This is a genomic window from Paenibacillus elgii NBRC 100335 (assembly GCF_004000865.1).
GTDB lineage: Bacteria > Bacillota > Bacilli > Paenibacillales > NBRC-103111 > Paenibacillus_G > Paenibacillus_G elgii.
The window spans coordinates 69,269-86,547 of sequence record NZ_BIMB01000001.1 but is presented as its reverse complement, the minus strand read 5'-3'; the positions used below and the strand labels follow the sequence as shown (position 1 = coordinate 86,547).

17 protein-coding genes are annotated in these 17,279 nt (G+C 56.1%); 8 read left to right on the top strand and 9 right to left on the bottom strand.

Annotated elements, in window-relative coordinates; translation table 11 throughout:
- Window position 1: 1 nt before the first annotated feature.
- Window positions 2-1,183 carry a THUMP domain-containing class I SAM-dependent RNA methyltransferase gene (locus PEL01S_RS00420; protein WP_127458855.1) on the bottom strand — a complete coding sequence of 394 codons (1,182 nt, stop codon included), beginning with the start codon at window positions 1,181-1,183 and terminating at the stop codon, window positions 2-4.
- A gap of 141 nt (window positions 1,184-1,324) precedes the next feature.
- On the opposite strand from PEL01S_RS00420, the gene PEL01S_RS00415 reads away from it, so the two are divergent.
- Window positions 1,325-1,969, top strand: a complete 645-nt coding sequence (locus PEL01S_RS00415) for an O-methyltransferase (RefSeq protein ID WP_127458854.1) — start codon at window positions 1,325-1,327, stop codon at window positions 1,967-1,969.
- Window positions 1,970-2,083: 114 nt separating this feature from the next.
- Here PEL01S_RS00415 and PEL01S_RS00410 read toward each other — a convergent pair whose 3' ends face one another.
- A complete protein-coding gene (locus PEL01S_RS00410; RefSeq protein ID WP_127458853.1) occupies window positions 2,084-2,857 on the bottom strand; it encodes an IclR family transcriptional regulator in 774 nt (257 codons plus the stop codon).
- A gap of 246 nt (window positions 2,858-3,103) precedes the next feature.
- Here PEL01S_RS00410 and PEL01S_RS00405 point away from each other — a divergent pair, with 246 nt between their 5' ends.
- From PEL01S_RS00405 to PEL01S_RS00385, 5 genes are read left to right on the top strand one after another with little or no spacing between them, the layout of a single operon-like run.
- On the top strand, window positions 3,104-4,204 hold the full coding sequence (locus PEL01S_RS00405; protein ID WP_127458852.1) for an ABC transporter substrate-binding protein: 1,101 nt from the start codon (window positions 3,104-3,106) through the stop codon (window positions 4,202-4,204).
- Between the two features lie 9 nt (window positions 4,205-4,213).
- Window positions 4,214-5,329 (top strand): ABC transporter ATP-binding protein, encoded by a 1,116-nt coding sequence (locus PEL01S_RS00400; RefSeq protein ID WP_127458851.1) that lies wholly within the window; start codon window positions 4,214-4,216, stop codon window positions 5,327-5,329.
- Window positions 5,322-6,179 carry an ABC transporter permease gene (locus PEL01S_RS00395; RefSeq protein WP_127458850.1) on the top strand — a complete coding sequence of 286 codons (858 nt, stop codon included), beginning with the start codon at window positions 5,322-5,324 and terminating at the stop codon, window positions 6,177-6,179. The genes PEL01S_RS00400 and PEL01S_RS00395 overlap by 8 nt, the downstream gene beginning before the upstream one ends.
- A complete protein-coding gene (locus tag PEL01S_RS00390) occupies window positions 6,176-6,979 on the top strand; it encodes an ABC transporter permease (RefSeq protein WP_127458849.1) in 804 nt (267 codons plus the stop codon). The genes PEL01S_RS00395 and PEL01S_RS00390 overlap by 4 nt, the downstream gene beginning before the upstream one ends.
- Window positions 6,980-7,036: 57 nt before the next feature.
- Window positions 7,037-8,134 (top strand): M20 family metallopeptidase, encoded by a 1,098-nt coding sequence (locus PEL01S_RS00385; RefSeq protein ID WP_127458999.1) that lies wholly within the window; start codon window positions 7,037-7,039, stop codon window positions 8,132-8,134.
- A gap of 89 nt (window positions 8,135-8,223) precedes the next feature.
- On the opposite strand, the gene PEL01S_RS00380 is transcribed toward PEL01S_RS00385, so the two are convergent.
- The 7 genes from PEL01S_RS00380 to PEL01S_RS00350 form a co-directional block, all read right to left on the bottom strand.
- Complete coding sequence (locus PEL01S_RS00380; protein WP_081890269.1) at window positions 8,224-8,667, bottom strand: hypothetical protein; 444 nt, start codon at window positions 8,665-8,667, stop codon at window positions 8,224-8,226.
- 17 nt (window positions 8,668-8,684) lie between these two features.
- Window positions 8,685-9,311, bottom strand: coding sequence for an iron-containing redox enzyme family protein (locus PEL01S_RS00375; RefSeq protein WP_127458848.1), 627 nt, complete (start codon window positions 9,309-9,311; stop codon window positions 8,685-8,687).
- A 353-nt stretch (window positions 9,312-9,664) separates the two neighbouring features.
- Window positions 9,665-10,876: an MFS transporter gene (locus tag PEL01S_RS00370; RefSeq protein WP_127458847.1), complete on the bottom strand. Its 1,212-nt coding sequence runs from the start codon at window positions 10,874-10,876 to the stop codon at window positions 9,665-9,667.
- A 179-nt stretch (window positions 10,877-11,055) separates the two neighbouring features.
- A complete protein-coding gene (locus tag PEL01S_RS00365) occupies window positions 11,056-11,817 on the bottom strand; it encodes a metallophosphoesterase family protein (RefSeq protein ID WP_127458846.1) in 762 nt (253 codons plus the stop codon).
- 123 nt (window positions 11,818-11,940) lie between these two features.
- Window positions 11,941-12,915 (bottom strand): ABC transporter ATP-binding protein, encoded by a 975-nt coding sequence (locus PEL01S_RS00360; RefSeq protein WP_127458845.1) that lies wholly within the window; start codon window positions 12,913-12,915, stop codon window positions 11,941-11,943.
- Window positions 12,916-12,965: 50 nt separating this feature from the next.
- Entirely contained in the window at window positions 12,966-13,757 is a 792-nt protein-coding gene (locus PEL01S_RS00355; RefSeq protein ID WP_127458844.1) for an ABC transporter permease, read from the bottom strand.
- On the bottom strand, window positions 13,754-14,530 hold the full coding sequence (locus PEL01S_RS00350; protein WP_063179733.1) for an ABC transporter permease: 777 nt from the start codon (window positions 14,528-14,530) through the stop codon (window positions 13,754-13,756). Before PEL01S_RS00350 ends, PEL01S_RS00355 begins: the two co-directional genes overlap by 4 nt.
- Before the next feature lie 360 nt (window positions 14,531-14,890).
- Between PEL01S_RS00350 and PEL01S_RS00345 the strand changes: the two genes are divergently transcribed.
- Window positions 14,891-16,492 (top strand): CapA family protein, encoded by a 1,602-nt coding sequence (locus tag PEL01S_RS00345; protein ID WP_239551292.1) that lies wholly within the window; start codon window positions 14,891-14,893, stop codon window positions 16,490-16,492.
- A gap of 150 nt (window positions 16,493-16,642) precedes the next feature.
- Window positions 16,643-17,275: a fumarylacetoacetate hydrolase family protein gene (locus PEL01S_RS00340; RefSeq protein WP_127458843.1), complete on the top strand. Its 633-nt coding sequence runs from the start codon at window positions 16,643-16,645 to the stop codon at window positions 17,273-17,275.
- Window positions 17,276-17,279: the final 4 nt, after the last annotated feature.

The following is a 17,279-nucleotide window of genomic DNA, read 5'->3' as shown; positions in this document are numbered from 1 at the left end:
CTTATTGCTCAGGGCTTGGGTTCGCTTCCCGGTCCTTGCGCCACGCGTATAAGCCGCCCGGTGCGAAGTACTGGTACAATTGGCATTCGATCCGTCCGTTAAACAGCTTCCGCTTCTTGTCTGCCGGTCGGTTCACGTAGTGCTCGAACTGCTTGGCCGGGGTCAGGACAAAAGCGGACCAGGTAGGGAGCTGCGAATACAAGTGTCCGAAATCGCGGACGGCACGTTCCGCTTCACTCCGGTCACCCAGCCGCTCGCCGTAAGGCGGGTTCGTAATGATGCAGCCGTAATCTCCTAACGGCCGCGCTTTGGCCACCGGCAGCGTCTGCAGACTGAGCTCCTTGCCCAGTCCGGCCGCTTTGGCCGACGCTTGGGCAACCTCGATCGCGCTGCGGTCGATGTCCGAGCCGGCGATCTGCAGCGGCACATCGTCGCGCACGAGATCGTACGCTTCTTCGCGCGCTTCCTGCCACAGAGAGCCGGGGACGAGCGGCCATGCCTCCGCATTGAAGCTGCGTCTGAGGCCCGGTGCCAGATTCCAGCCGATCATGGCCGCTTCGACCGGGATCGTCCCGGAGCCGCAGAACGGATCGTACAGCGGACGCTCCGGCTGCCAGCGGCTGAGCAGAATCATGGCGGCCGCCATCGTTTCCTTCAGCGGCGCTTCGGTAACCAGCTTGCGGTAGCCGCGCTTATGCAGCCCGGGGCCCGTCGTGTCCAGCGTAATCGTCGCGATATCGTTCAGCAGCGCGACCTCGATAACGAAGCGGCCGCCCGTCTCGCGGAACCATTCGGTCCCATAGCGCAGCTTCATGCTTTCGACGACGGCTTTCTTCACGATGCCCTGACAGGCGGGAACGCTGGACAGCTGCGATTTATGCGAGCGTCCTTCGACCGGAAACTCGCCGTCCTCGGGAATCCATTCCGGCCAAGGCAGCGCCTTGACGCCTTCGAACAGCTCGTCGAAGGTGCTTGCCGGGAATTGTCCCATTTTGACCAGCACGCGGTCGGCGGTCCGCAGCCACAGGTTCGCCCGGGCGATCGCCAGCGCGTCGCCGACAAACGTGACGCGGCCGTTCTCGACCGTCACCTGATCGTATCCGAGGTCGCGGACTTCGCGGGCGACAACAGCTTCCAGGCCCATGGGGGCGGTAGCAATCAATTCAATGGTGTTCAATGTCAACGCTTGCTCACTCCTTGGAAAAGCCATACAATAAACTAGTATAGGCGATTGGCCCCGATTATACAACGGCGGCGGGAACGAAGGTAACGAACGGTAAAGCCGTACGCCCTACGAGGACCAAACGGAGGAGGAAGAACGGAGATGACGGAGATGCCATTATCGGCGGAAGCGTATTTGGAAGGGTTGTTCGAGCCCGATGCGGAGCTTGAGCGGGTGCAGGAGGGCATCCGGGAGAACGGGATGCCGGAAATTTCGATCGCGCCGGGGTACGGCCGGCTGTTGACGATGCTCACGCGTCTCGTTCGCGCGGAGCAGGTGCTGGAGATCGGGGCGCTGGGCGGCTACAGCGGCATTTGTCTGGCACGCGGTCTGTCCGCCGGCGGCAAGCTGGTATCGCTGGAGCTCAAGCAGGAGTATGCGGACTTGGCGCACAAGCATTTGCGCGAAGCGGGACTCGGCGACAAGGTTGAATACCGGATCGGCGAGGCGCTGGATAGTCTGGAGGCGCTGTCGGCGGAAGGCCGGCGGTTCGACCTGTTCTTTATCGATGCGGATAAGGGCAATTATCCGAATTATTTGGAATGGGCGATTAAATTGGCCCGGCCGGGCGCGCTGATTCTCGGGGATAACCTGCTGATGCGCGGCAAGACGACCGATCCGGAGCAGAACGGTAATGCCGTGACGAAGATGCGTCAATTTAACGAAAGCATAGCGCGCGACCCGCGTCTGGAAGGCGTGCTTCTGCCGGCGTATGACGGCCTCGCCATTGCGAGAGTGCGGGGATAGAGGCAGGCAGGTCAATAGTTAATAGTATGGCGAAGAGACGGTTTTCCCTTGGTCGGTACGACGAAGAGAAACCGTCTCTTTTTGCGGAAAATCTCCTAGGAGCCCCGTTCCGTTCTAAGCCTCCGCAATTCCGGTGCCTCGATAGCCGAGCTCGTGCGATATGGCGCGAGTAATCTCCACCACCTCTTGAATCCACCGCTCATGGAAGGGCAGCATACGATCGGTCGGACCGATCACGCTGACGGACGCGATCGCTTTCCCGTCGGCATCGAAGATCGGCGCTGCGATCCCGGTCGCGCCGACATTGCGCAGGTTCGAGCTCAGCTCGTATCCGTTCGTCCGGATGTCCTTCAGCCTGCGTTTCATCGTATCCACGTCGGTAATCGTATACGCGGTATACGTTTTCAATTGATCCCCCAGCACTTCGTCGATAAAAGTGTCGTCTCGATAAGCCAAAATGGCGCGCGCAGCCGAGGTGGCGTACATCGGAAACCGCCGGTGCTCCTCCGCGTTGAAGCGGATCGGATACTGCGAGTCGATTTTATCAACATAAATGGCATCCTGACCGTCAATGACGCACAGCGTGACGAGTTCCTTCGTTTTATCCGAAAGCTGGGTAAGAAACGGTCTGGCGAAATCGACGAGATTGTGATTTTTCAGCACCTTGTTGCCGAGCTCCAGCAGCGTATAGCCGAGCGAGTACTGCTTGGTGGCGGGATTTTGCTTGATGAAGCCTTCGCTTTCGAGCGTCATGAGCAGCTTGTGCACCGCGCCCTTGGAAAGCTCCAGCTTGCGGCTCAAATCGCTCACGCCGAGCTCTTTCGGAGAATCGAGAAATAGTTTCAGCAGCTTGCAGCCGTTTTTGACAGAGGATAAATGGTTGTCCATAGCCTTTGTGCTCCTTGCCGTCGTAAAGTTCAGGGACGGTTTGAAATGTAGAGTAAGTGTAACATAAACCGGGCAAATTTCCCAGAATCCGCTTTCGCATGTAAGAAAACATGACATTGAAAACGTTTTAAAAAAAATAAACTATTGCGCTTTATCCAAGTTACGTGCTAAAATCTCCTTGTGTTTCTCGTATAGTAAACGATGTTCACGTATAGTGAACGATACCACATCCGAGGAGGAATTACAATGAACAAAAAAATGGGGGTTTTAGCGGTATTGACGCTTTGCGGCTCGCTGCTCGCAGCATGCGGATCAGGGAAGCCGGCGGCATCGGGTGAAGCAGGGCAAGACCAAGCCGGCGGCACGAAGCCGGAGAAGCAGCTTGTGATCTCCGGTAACGGAGCGACGGTAGAACAAATGATGAAAGACGACGTATTCAAAAAATTCAATGAAAAATATCCCGATGTGAAGCTCACTTATGTATCCGGCGTCGCCACCGAAATCGTGGCCAAAGTGAAAGCGCAAAAGGGCGCTCCGCAAATCGACGTGACCGTGATCGAAGCAGGCGAGCAGGAAGCCGGCCGTGCGGAAGGGCTGTGGGAGCCGTTGAACGATAAGGACATTCCGTCCATGAGCAAGGTTTCTCCCGAGCTGAAAGTGAAGGATAACAGCGGCGTAGCGGTCAACTTTACTCCGATGGGCATTTCTTACAACGCGGAAATGGTGAAGTCCAAGGGTCTCCCGGTGCCGGAGTCGTGGAACGATCTGGCCCGTCCGGAGATGAAGGGGAATTTGACGCTCAGCGAAATTTCCAGCAACTTCGGCCGTTCCGCGCTGATCATACTCGCTTATGCAAACGGCGGCTCGGAGAAAAATATGGAGCCCGGTTTTAAAAAGTTGGAAACGGTTGCGGGCTATATGCCGACCTTCGCCAAGAGCGCGGCGCAGCTGCAGCAAAACCTGCAAAACAAGACGGCCGCGTATACGGCTTGGACGATGGCGCGCAGTTTGGTGCAGAAGGATGCCGGTCTTGATCTCGAATTCGTCATTCCGAAGGAAGGCGCAAACCTGGTACCTACCGTAGCGTCGATGGTCAAAGGCGCGAAAAACCCGAACGCCTCCAAGCTGTTCATCGAGTTCCTGCTGTCCGACGAAGTACAGGCGATGTACGCAACCAAGCTGTACTACAATCCGGCAACCAAGGTAAATCTGCCGATGGATATTTCCAAGAAGCTGAGTTTTGATATGAAGAAAGCCGTCAAATTCGATTACGAGGTTATCAGCAGCAAAACGTCGGAGTGGCTCGACCGCTTCAACAAAGAAATTGCACCGAAAGTCGGAAAATAGGTGAACAATATGATAAAAACGATCGATGTGGAGCTTAAAGGCATCCAGAAGAAGTTCGGGTCCAACGTGGTCGTGGAGCAGTTCAATCTGCAGGTGGAGCAGGGGGAATGCGTTTCGTTCCTCGGTCCTTCCGGCTGCGGCAAAACGACAACGCTCAATATGATCGCGGGCTTTCTTGAGCCGGATCAGGGGGAGCTAATCATTAAGGGCAAGAAGATGAACGGCGTGCCGTCCAACAAACGGGATCTCGGCATGGTGTTTCAGACGTATTCGTTGTTTCCGCATATGACGATCTTTGAAAATGTGGCGTACGGGCTGAAGCTGCGCAAGACGCCGAAGGCGGAAATGCAGGAGCGGGTGAGGAAGGTGCTGGAGCTGGTCAAGCTGCCTCACGTGGCCGACCGATATCCGAAGCAGCTTTCAGGAGGCCAACGGCAGCGCATCGCCATCGCCCGCGCGCTCGTGACCGAGCCGTCGCTGCTGCTGTTGGACGAGCCGCTAAGCAACCTAGACGCCAAGCTGCGCGAAGAGCTTCGCGACGAGTTAAAGCGGTTGCAGCAGGAGATTGGTCTGACCACCATTTTCGTGACGCACGATCAGGAAGAAGCGCTTTACCTGTCCAACCGGATTGTGGTGCTGGATCACGGCAAGGTGGAACAGATCGGCACTCCGTGGGAAATTTATAACCGCCCGGCATCCGAGTTCGTACATACGTTCATTGGCAAATCGAACCGGATGACCGGCAGAGTGGAGGCGATGGGAAGCCAGACGCTGTCGCTCGTGACGGAGGATGGGCATCCGCTTCAGGCTGCGTTCAAAGGCATTGCGCTTCAATCGGGAGACGCCGTCTCCGTCTATGTCCGTCCCGAACGGATCGGTTTTGTGGCTGAGGGCGGCGAGAATGCCTCCGGCAGCGTCAATCGTGTGCAAGGCGTCGTCCAATTGATCTCGTTCCTCGGAGCTTACGCCGAATGCGAAGTCCAGGTCGGCCGGTATACGCTAAATGTGCGCATTCCTTCCGACCGTCAGGACCGCGAATGGTCGGTCGGCGATTCGGTATGGCTGGAATGGAAGCCGGAGGACGTGTTCGTTTTCCCAAGGAAGGGGCATGAGACCCATGGGTAAAGGCAAGTCATCCGCCGTCCGGACTGCCGCCTTGCTGCTGCTTCCAAGTCTGGCCGTCGTCGCCGGTGTGTTTTTGCTGCCGATGCTTTATATTTTTCTGCTCAGTCTGGAGGGGAAGCAGGGGCAGTTCACGCTAGAGAACTATACGATCTTTTTTAAAGATACTTACTATCTTCAAATTTTATGGCGAACCGTCAAACTGGGCTTGCTCTCGGTGCTGGCCTGTCTGGTGCTCGGCTATCCGGTGGCGATGTTCATGGCTCAGACGTCGGGCAAGTTGCGCGGGATCATTACGTTTCTGATCATTTCTCCGCACTTGATCAGCGTGGTCATCCGGAACTTCGGCTGGGTCGTCATCCTGGGCGAGAAGGGCTGGATCAACAGCACGCTGCTGAAGCTCGGGCTTATTGACACGCCGCTCAAGCTGCTCTATAACGAGCTCGGCGTCATCATCGGCTTGACCGACTCCTTGATCGTATACATGATTCTCGCCATCGCGACGAGTCTGTACCAGATCGACGGCTCGCTCTATAAAGCGGCCGGCATTCTCGGCGCGGGCAAGGTGCGCACGTTCTTCACGGTGACGCTCCCGCTGACGCTGCCCGGCATCGTCGCCGGAACGACGCTCGTGTTCAGCCTGTCGATGAGCGCGTTCGTTACGCCTGCGTTGATGGGAGGCACGTCCGTAAAGGTGCTGCCGGTCATCGCCTACGAGAAAATTATGGCCCAGCTCAACTGGCCGCTGGGAGCGGCGCTTTCGTTCCTGCTGCTCGGTTCGACTATCGCGCTCGTGTCGCTATTCACGCGGCTGATCGAAACGCGGCGCTATAAAGAGGTGTTCTCCTCATGACAAAACGATTTTCGCCGCTCGGCCTCATTACGTTTTTCGTCGTCTTGTTCGTCGTTTCACCGCTGCTGGTCATTATTCCGACCTCGCTGACATCGGCCAAATATTTGTCGTTTCCGCCGGTCGGATTTTCCTTGCAATGGTATGCCAAAATTTTCGACCGCCCGGAATTCGTCGATTCGTTCTGGTTCAGCCTGGAGCTGGCGGCGCTGACTGCGGTCATTTCCACGCTGCTTGGCACCATCGCGGGACTGGCGCTGCACAAGTACAAGTTTCCCGGCAAAGGGTTGATCAACGGGCTGATGCTGTCGCCGCTGACCGTTCCCGCGCTGATCATCGGGATTGCGGCGCTGCTCTTTTTCACGCGGATCGGACTGGCTGGCACGTTCACCGGGCTGCTGCTCGCACACACGTTGATCTCGATTCCGTACGTAGTCCGGCTCGTGCTGACGGGGCTCAGTTCCTTCGACTATACGTTGGAGAGGGCGGCTTATATTTTGGGCGCCAAGCCGTTGAACGTCTTCTGGGACATCACGATGCCGCTGCTGAAGCCGGCGATTATATCCGGCATGATTTTCGCTTTCTTGACTTCGTTCGATAACGTGACGGTGTCGTTGTTTCTCGTCTCCCCGACGACAACGACGCTTCCGATGACGCTGTTCAGCTATATGCAGGAAACGTTAGACCCGCTCGTCGCGTCCGTATCGTCCGTCGTGATTTTACTTAGCTTGGCGTTCATCATTATATTGGAAAGGGGATACGGATTGGATCGTTTGTTCGGATCGAATTCGCATTCCCATTAACGGAGATGCTGCATTGTGAAGTCAATAAAAGATCGAATTGAACAATATTTGCCCGAGATGCTGGCGCGGCTTGAAGCAAGCGTCAATATGGATTCGCCGTCCGCCGACAAAGCGCTGAGCGACCGGATGGCGGACTGGTACACGGGCCAATTCAAGGAAATTACGGGAGGCACGGTCGTCCGGGTTCCGAACGAAGTGTACGGCGACCGGCTACTGTGCGAGGTAGGGCAAGGGGATAAGCAGATTTTGCTCCTCGGCCACTTCGACACGGTCTGGCCGCAAGGAGAAGCGTCGCGCCGGCCGTTTCACATCGGGAACGGACGTGCTTACGGGCCGGGCGTCTACGACATGAAGGCAGGGCTGATGCAGGCGATGTTCGCGATCAAAGCTCTGCAGGAGTCGGGACGGTTCCCGGCGGATAAAAAAATCGTGCTCCTGCTCAATAGCGACGAAGAGCTCGGCAGTCCAACGTCCCGGGCCTTTATCGAAGAGCAGGCCAGGAAGTCCGCCGTCTCCTTCGTGCTGGAGCCGCCGATGGAGCCGAGCGGCGCACTCAAGACGGCGCGCAAAGGAAGCGGCCGGTTTAAGCTTGCGGTGCAGGGCGTTTCCGCGCATGCCGGCGTGAACCCGGAAAAGGGCGTCTCGGCGATCCAGGAGCTCGCTTGCCAGATCCAGCGGCTGCATGCCTTGACCGATCCCGCTGTCGGGACGACGGTGAACGTCGGCGTCGTCAAGGGTGGCATTGGCTCCAACGTCGTGGCGGAGCACGCGGAAGGGGAAATCGACATCCGCGTCGCCACGGCGGAGGAGGCCCGGAGAATCGAATCGGCGCTTGGCGGGCTCGTTCCGGTACTGCCGCAAGCCCGGCTGCAGTTGACCGGTCGGATGATGCGTCCGCCCATGGAGCGGACGGAACGGACGGCGGCGCTGTTTGCGCTGGCCCGGCAGATTGCCTGCGCCGAATTCGGAGACGAGCTGGAGGAGACGCATACGGGCGGCGTCAGCGACGGCAATTTTACCGCCGCCGTCGGAACGCCGACGCTGGACGGACTGGGGGCGCGGGGCGATTACGCGCATTCGCCCGACGAGTACGTCCGGATAGACGAAATTCCGTTCCGTACGGCGCTTCTCGCGGAGCTGATTGCACGGTGCTAGAGAGGCTCGCTTCGCGCATTCGCGCAAGCAATAAAAGAAGGCCGGGAAGCGCATCAAGCGTTTCCTGGCCTTTTCTATATATACCGCATTTATACGCTAATGGGCCTATCGATCAGCTCGTTGGACGAAATGCCCAGAAATACGTAGGCTTCCTTTTTCATGACGCTCGGATCGTCGTTCCAGAAGCTCTGCAGCACGTTGATAAATCCGGACGCCCGCGCGATGCGGTCCATTTGCATTTTCATAATCGCTCCGCTGCACAGCACGGCACACTGGGATACTTGAGGCAAAATGCCGCCTTGAAGCTGCTCCCAGATCGCGTTCACTTCGGGAGAGAAAACGATCGGCCGGCCGTTCTTGATCATGAAACGGTTATCGACGAGGAGCTTGGCTCCGCTCATCGAAGCAAGGCTGCTTTTTACCAGCTTGCTTGCTTCGGTGGCGTCCTCCACCGTCAACGAATCGAGTACTTGCCAGGACAAAACATTGTTCGTGCGGTCAACGTGATACTTAAAAACGTCTTCGAATGCCATATCTATTATATTCCCTCCTATTTAAACCAGGACGCGAGCATGATATCGAGCGAACGGCACGTATATCGAACCAAATGCTCGGCCTCCTTTAGTTCTTGATCGTTCATATCTTGAATGTGATGATAGACGTTGCTGTGCTCCTCGTCCGCCTCGCAGTGAATTTCCCAGTACTCCAGATTCGTAAATCCGGCTCTTTTCAAAATCGCGTAGGCGTGCAGGTACATGGCATGGGCGTAGCCTTCCGCCGTACTGTTCACAAGAAGCAGCGACAAGTTTTCGCTCATGGAGCTGACAGCGCGGTATTGAAGTGAAATGAAATCCTCGGTCTCATAATTCGGAAACGATTGTTCGGGGTCGTCAAGCCCCAAATCCGTCATCCATTGGCGGAGCATCTCGGCGTGGTCTTTCTCTTCCTTGTAATGGGTGGAGAAGACATCGTGCTCGACATCCGGGAACCGCTCCCAGCGCAGCTTAAGAAGCTCTCCGAAATGCTTGGACAAGTGGTATAAGTGCATGCACCATTTGAAATTTTCTGGTTGCGCGCTCTCGGGAAATCGGGTGAAAAAAGGATTCGACTTTTTTGCTTTCTCAAGTTCTTCTGCGATGATCGTCGAAATCGTTTCAACAACTTGCGATTGCGTCATAATGATCTTCCTCTTTTCTCTGTTGAATTGGATACTTCCCGGTGGAACGGCAGATGACAGATCATAAGTGGACTTCTGGTTCACCTCCTTTGGAAACACCATCCATAAGGTAAGCAGGAGGAAAAAAATATTTAATTTTCTTTACTATTTCTTACATTCTTATTATCGGGTAAGTTTTCCTTCTTGTTAGGAAAAATGGCATAATTTATTTATTAAGTTTTCATTAAAGTTCACTAATTTGTCAAATTTTCGGAGAAAATGGGCAGAAAATCATAGGTTTTTGGCAAAAAAATCCTGCAAGCCTAAGATGACAAAGCACCAAAGGCTTACAGGCTGATTGTGACAAAGTGAGGTTATGAAGGGGAGTGGGTCGATTTTTGTCGGAGCAGAATCGATTTTCGAGCCCACAAGCCGTTAATCAAGAGCAGGACGGCCGAAACGAGAAAAAGCTGCTGGATCGTCATCACGCCGGAGATCGCTCCGCCAACGACGGGACCCAGCATGTTCCCGAGCGCAAGCGCGCTCGTATTGAAGCTGTAGGAGCGGCTTTCCATCCCGTTCGGCGTATATTTCCGGATGAGCGCATTTACCGTAGGCAGCAATCCTCCGAGAAAAATGCCGAGGAAAAACCGGGCCGCGCAGAGCTGCCCTACGTTGTGTACGAAGGCTTGAGGAACCGAAGCCACGGCGGCGCCGAACAGGCATATCACGAGAATTTTCTCCGGTCCGATCCGGTCGGACAATTTGCCGAATATCGGCGAAGCGATCATATTGGAGAATCCGGTCACCGATCCGACCAGACCGGCGTAGAACGCCAGCATCTCGTCCTGTCCGTGAAGCTGCTGGACGAACAGCGGGAGAAGCGGCATGACGCTCAGCAGCGAGAACTGGATCAAGAAGGTGACGGAGTACAGCGAAGGAAGCTGCGAGATGCGGCGCAGCTCGTTGAACGCTGCCACCATGGACTGCTTCGGCTTCTGGAGCGCTTTTTTCGCGTCGAACGTTTCCTTCACCAGCACCGCTGCAAGCAGCGAGGCGGCGAAGAGCGTCGCGCCCGTCACGAAGAAAATGTTGCGGAATCCGATCCATTCCGCCAGCAGCCCGCCGAGAAACGGCCCGAGAATCGACCCGGCGACGGAACCGGATTGCAGCGTGCCCATCGCGAAGCCGATCTTCTCCCGCGGCGTGGTGGCCGACATCAGCGCGACTCCCGCGGGCACGAAGCCGGACACCGTACCGTTCAAGAGCCGAAGCAGCAGCAGATGCCAAGCGCTGGTCGAGAAGCCCATCAGCGTCATGACGATCGCCATGCCGAAGCCGGAGCGCAGCAGCATCACCTTGCGCCCGTACCGATCGGCGAGTCCGCCCCAGATCGGTTGAAATATGAAGGAGGTGACGAAATTCCCCGCAAAGATGACCCCGGCCCAGGTAGCGACGCTATGAGGGTCATGGAGGCCCAGCTCCTGCAAATACAAAGGCAAAAAAGGAACAATCATCGTCATGCCGGCCATGACCAAAAATTGTCCCACCCATAATACCATTAAGTTAACCTGCCATTTCGCCACGCGAGCTCGCCTCTTTTCAAGCTGACCATCGCATGCAAACCGAATAACACGTTTGCCGTCATCTGTGTGCTGGTCTATGTAATGTAACGTTCGACATGTTTCGAGTATACTCTCATTATTTCTGCGATGCAAACGTGTTCGGGGCAAGCCGAAAAATGCGGCAATCAGGGGCCGATCCGTTATTTCCGCTCGATCCCGCTGCGAATTTCGCCGATGAACCGCTCCAGATTGGGCAGGCCGACGCGTTCGGCGATGGCGACGGCTTGCTCGACGTCATATGGCACGCGGACGAGCTGTACGGAGAACGGAGCAGGCTCCAGACAGGCCGGATGCGACGTCTCTCCTTCCAGAATGGCATAGCTCGCATAAGGGAGCCCGTCGTAAGGCGCGCCGACGCTGCCGGTGTTGAACAGCAGCAGACCTTGTCCCGCCTTCGACTTCAGCGTCTGTACGTAAGGAACATGGATGTCTCCGTAGCCGATGACATCCGGCGTCAGCTCCGTGCCTGCAAACCCGCCTGTCTGATCGGTATTCTCGAACATGGCGAGCTTTTCCTTCTTATTAGCCTTGCGGAGCACACGATGATAAATGCTTTGCGCGGAAGCATGGAAAAGACGGACGCGGCGTCCGCTTAGCCACAGCTCTGCGGAAAACGGCAGCTCGCGCAAGTAGCGAAGCCGCTCGGTCCCGAGCAGGCGCTGCTGCCACAAGCCGGTCTCCTTGTCCTGCGGGTTGTTGATGCCGTGATCCCAGTTGCCCTGCACCGTCGTTTCGCACAGCTCGCGAATGCGGTCCACCGCTTCGCACGGCTGCGGCCCTTTGCCGACCAGATCGCCGAGGCAGACGATACGCCGGATGTGGCGGCGGCGAATATCCTGAACGACCGCCTCCAGCGCAGGCAAGTTGCCGTGGATGTCGGAAATGACGGCAATGTTGTCCATGATGTGTAGGTTCCTCCTGTTTCTGCTGCCAAGTGGCGGATTCTTCCATTATAGCACATGCAAAGAACCTTCGAAGAACGGCATTCTCCGAAGGCTCTTATTTTTCGCAGCATTGTCGGCGTCTTAGTACACCTTATGAATGATCTCTTCGAAATCCGGCTCCTCCATATGAACGTCCTGGGCCGTTCCGTATCGCTCCAGCCGGCGTAGCACCTCCAAGGCGGGCAGTTCCTGCCGGTTGAAATGGACGGTCAGCTCACAGCCGTTCGCTTCCGCGACGGTGAAGCCCAGCTCCGGCTCCGTGGCATTGTCCAGAGAAACCGCGGCTTCAAACGATACGCGCAGAATCGTCGGCAGTCCGATACGCTCCCGCAGCTCGCCGATCGTTCCGTCGTACGCCAGCGACCCGTGATTGATCACCATGACGCGGTCGCAAAGCTGCTCGATGTCGTCCATATCGTGAGTCGTCAGCAGCACCGTTTTGCCAAGCTCCCGGTTTACTTTGGAGAGCAGCCCGCGAATGTTTCGCTTGGCGATGACGTCCAGTCCGATGGTCGGCTCGTCGAGGAACAGGATGTCCGGCTCGTGCAGCAGTGCCGCGGCAAGGTCGGCCCGCATCCGCTGGCCGAGCGACAGCTTGCGGACCGGCGTATCGGCGAATTCGCCGAGGCCGAGCAGGCCGTCCAGCTCCGCCAGCGTCCGCTGCTGCCGCTGCCGGTCGATGCGGTACATGGCGCATAAAATATCGAACGAATCGCGCACCGGCAAGTCCCACCACAGCTGGCTGCGCTGGCCGAAGACGACACCGAGCCGGGAAACGACCCGGCGGCGGTCCTTGTGCGGGCTCATGCCATCGATCCTCACCTCACCCGAGGTCGGGTGCAGAATGCCGGTCAGCATTTTGATCGTCGTCGATTTTCCGGCGCCGTTCGGACCGATATAGCCGACGAACTCGCCCGGACCGACCGTGAAGCTGATATCGCGGACCGCCGTTTTTTCCGCCCCGCCTCCGGTCACGGCCGCTTTGATTCGTTCCCACCGGCTTAAATGCGGGGCGGGAATGCGAAAGGTTTTATGTAAATGCTTAACCTCAATCATCGGTTCATTCGCTCCTTTCAGATCTGGAAGTTATGGAAACTTTAGCGAAATCAACTTCCGCTGCTCTGGTAGCGGCTCAGGCCGAACCGCCAAAACCGCAGCATGAGCCACAGAAAGACGATGGCAAAAGCCATGACGGCTGGCAGCAGCCACCAGCCGAACTGGCCCTTCACGATATACAGCGCCGGCATGTAGTTTGTCATCCCGACGGGAATCAAGGTAAGCAGTAAGATCCGCAGCCATCCGGGATACAGCTCCATCGGATACTGCACGGCTTTGTTTGCGGCATCTTCGGTCAAATTTTGCAGTTCGCTGACCCGCGTCGTCCAGAAGCCGAACGTTGCGGTGCCGAGTCCGATGGCGAACAGTAGCGCCGCGCCCGTCACTAGAACGACTAGGGTGAGCGGAATGGCGGCTGCGGTCACCTGTCCCGAGCTTATCAATTGTCCTAAGCAGAGTGTCAGGATGATGCCGCCCTGCACCCATTCGCCGAGCATCAGGCGGAAATTTTGCGACATCAGCGCCAGCAAGACGGGAATTGGCCGGACAAGCAGCTGGTCCAAATCGCCGGAGACCAAATATTTTTCCAAATGATGCACGTCGTTGGCGAAGCTGCGGTAGAGCGCTTTGGAGAGCAGGATGGTGGCGTATAAATAGCCGATTTCGTACAAGCTCCAGCCTTGAATCGAGTCGAATTTCCATAAAATCACGGAAAGCAGCAAAAAGTCCATCACACTGACAAGAGCCGCGAGCACGGTGGATAGCCAGAAATTGAATTTGTACTGCATCCGGCTGCGGACGCTTGCTTTGACCAGCAGCAAAAACATGCGCACCGTGCTCATCCGCCCTGCACCTCCACTTTATTCCTTACTACAGCGGTTGCGGCAAGGCAAAGCGCAGTGAACAGAACGCACCACAAAAGGCCGCCGTACATTTCGGACGGGGAAGCGAGACCTAAATAAATTTTGCTTGGAATGTACTGCATGTACGGATAAGGCGTCAAGTAAGCGATACGCTGAAGCCACTGCGGCAGCCATTCGATCGGAATGAGAAAGCCGGAAAGCACGCTTGAGATGGAATTGTGAACCCAAAATAGCCAATTCGATTCGGTAGTCCAGAGGGCCGTTACGCCGATGAGGTAATTCACGCAAATGTTCATAAAGGCGGCCAGCGCAAGCGCCGTGGCGAAAGCAAGCCAGGTGCCGATACTGTGCGGAACCGGAAGCGAGAGCATCCATATGTAAATCAGGTAGATGGGGATCGTTTTGTAGAGCAATTGGTAACCGATTTGTCCCCATTCGCGGCACATCAACTGGTAAAACAGGTGAACCGGACGCATCAAGTCGGTTGCAATCTGTCCGGTACGTACGGAGCGCTCGATCCCAAGCCCGTTGGTCACGAACAACGTGACCCACAGCGTTGCTTGATTCAATGCGACGTAATGGATGACCGTTTGCAGGCTGTAGCCGTGCATGCCGTCCTGCTGTCCGATGCCCTGCCAGATCGAGACGTAGATCAGCCCGAACACGATGCTGGCGACCGTATTGACCGCATGGGACAAGCGGTACTGCAGATTGCGTGCGAACGCTTTCTTCATTAAGACAGGGAAAAGCATAGACACCTCCGTAAGCTTGGATTGGAGCTTGGCTGGTAACGGCAGCAAAGCCCGGTTCGCCGGGTTCGGCGAGGGATGAGGCGGATTGAGGTGGGTTGCCTAAAAAGTCGAGAGAAAATCCATATTACCAGAATAAGGGGGGCTTGGCAATCAGTTTTTTTAGGTAATTGTGCCCCATGACCACAGACGGACGATTTGCTATAATGGGAAAAGAGAACATATGCGCTGATTCGCAGCGGGATAGGATAGGGGTAGGTTAAGATTCAAACGGAACCGGTTGATACGGAGCAATCGCGTAAGCAAAAGCATGAACAGGAGAAGGAGCAGAAGCAGAATAGAACGCTCTGGATAAAAATTGGCTTGTTAAGCCTCATCACGGTTGGCGCCTTCGCATATTTGATTCAAAAGCTGGACCCTCCGCAGGAAGGGGACAAAGGGGGCGGGCTGGCATTGCCTCCGAAGATCGAAACGATGTCCAAGCCGCCTGCGACGACGAATCCGGGCGTCACTTCAGAGAAGCCGCCGGCAGCGGATAGCGGTACGGCAACGGCGCCTCAGGAGCAGTCCCCGAAAGTCAAGCTCACGTTCGTGGGCGATGTCATGTTCGGCAGCAAAGTAGATGACCTGCTCCAAAAGAACGGCTACGATTATCCGTATAAACATGTCAAGCCGTACTTGGAGAAGGCGGATATTACCGTGGCGAATCTGGAAACGCCGATCACGACAAGAGGCGATGCTCAGGAAAAAGAATACGTGTACCGGTCGTCGCCGCAGGCGCTGCCCGAATTGAAGCGCGCGGGCTTCGATCTGGTCAATCTGGCCAACAACCATAGCATGGACTATGGCGTGGAAGGACTGCTTGATACGCTGGATTATTTGGATGCCCAGGACATCAAGCACGTAGGCGCGGGCCGAAATTCGGACGAAGCGTACAGCTACGTGATTATGGAGCAAAAAGGCATCAAAATCGCTTTCCTCGGCTTCAGCCGGGTCATTCCCGATACGAGCTGGTACGCCGGCAAATCGAAGCCGGGGATGGCGGAAACCTACAGCACGAAGCTGGCGTTTGAAGCCATCGGCAAGGCGAGAGCCGAGGCGGATCTGGTTGTCGTCATCGCCCATTGGGGAGAAGAGCGGAAGGCGTATCCGGTCAAGTCGCAGACGGATCTGGCAAGGCAGTATATCGATCAGGGCGCAGATCTTGTCGTCGCCAGCCACCCGCATGTCGTTCAAGGCTTCGAGCAGTACAAGGGCAAATGGATCGCCTACAGTATGGGCAATTTTATATTTACTACCAATGATAATCCGAATACTTGGGAAAGCATGATTTTGGAAGCCTCCTGCACCAAGGAACGAAGCTGCGACTTGAGCATGGTGCCGATCTTGACCAAGTGGGCCCAGCCGGTCCCGATGGTCGACGAGGCCCGGGATAAGCTTCTCGAGAAGCTGTCGAATTTGTCCGTCAATGCGCAGATCGACAAGGAAGGGCGGATCACGCTTGGGGAGACCCGCACGATTCCGTCCGAGTCAGAAGAGAAGCCGCCTGTGAAGAAGGAGACGGGCATCGTCGAAGGAACGTCCAAAACAGCCGTCAAACCGCCTGCGGACGGGACGAAAAAGCCTGCCGATTCGGGCAAAGCCGCCGATCCGAAGAAGGCCGAGCAGGGCAAGAAGTCCGAGTCCGGGAAGACAACGGAAACGGGCAAGAAGACGGATGCGGATAAAACGCAGACCGGAAAGACAGGAGAATCGGGCAAGACGCAGGGAACCGGCAAGAATACCGAGGGCAAGAAAACGACCGACGACGCCAAATCGTCCGAGGGCGGTAAAAAAACGTCGGAAAGCACCAAGAAATCTGCCGAAGATCCGAAGAAATCGACCGATTCCAAGAAAACAAACGAATCTTCAAAATCCTCCGGCGAAACCCGCAAGACGGAGGAAGACCGGAAAACGTCCGGCTGACCAATAGTTCAAATCAACGTCCGCTTCGCTTTCGACGGTTGTCGTCGGGGAGGCGGGCGTTTTTGCGATGCGCAAGCGTTGAGAATCCCCCAAGCTAGGCTTATAATGAAGGCGGAGTCTTAATTTTAACGGAAAAGGAACGATCCGAAGATGAACGAATCGATTCGCAACATTTATTGCGTAGGACGTAATTACGGACTGCATGCGGCGGAGCTCGGCAACGATATTCCGGAGGAGCCGATGATTTTTACGAAGCCGACCCATGCGCTGGCGGCGATTGACGGCGGAGAAATCGAGCTGCCCGGCGGACGGGGCGAGGTGCATTACGAAGCCGAACTGGTGCTCCGCATCGGACAAGCGTATAAGAAAGGGTTCACCGTGGACGAGTTGGTGGACCAGTTGGCGCTGGGCATCGATTTTACTTTGCGGGACGTGCAATCCGCGTTGAAAAAGAAAGGCCATCCCTGGCTTCCGGCTAAAGGGTTTAAAGGCTCGGCCGCGCTGACCGGGTTTCGTCCGTTTCCTGGCTTCGGGCAAGTCAAGCAAGTGGAGTATTCCTTGAACCGGAACGGTCAGGAAGTACAGCGGGGGAACCTGAACGACATGATTTTTGATCTACAGGTGATCGTGGATTATATCGCCGCACATTACGGCTTGGGCGAAGGGGATATTATTTACACGGGCACGCCTGCGGGCGTTGGGGCGGTGAATGACGGAGACCGCTTCGAACTGTTCTGGGGAGAGCAGGCTTTCGGCGCATTTACGGCAAGGATCGGGAAGTAGCGGG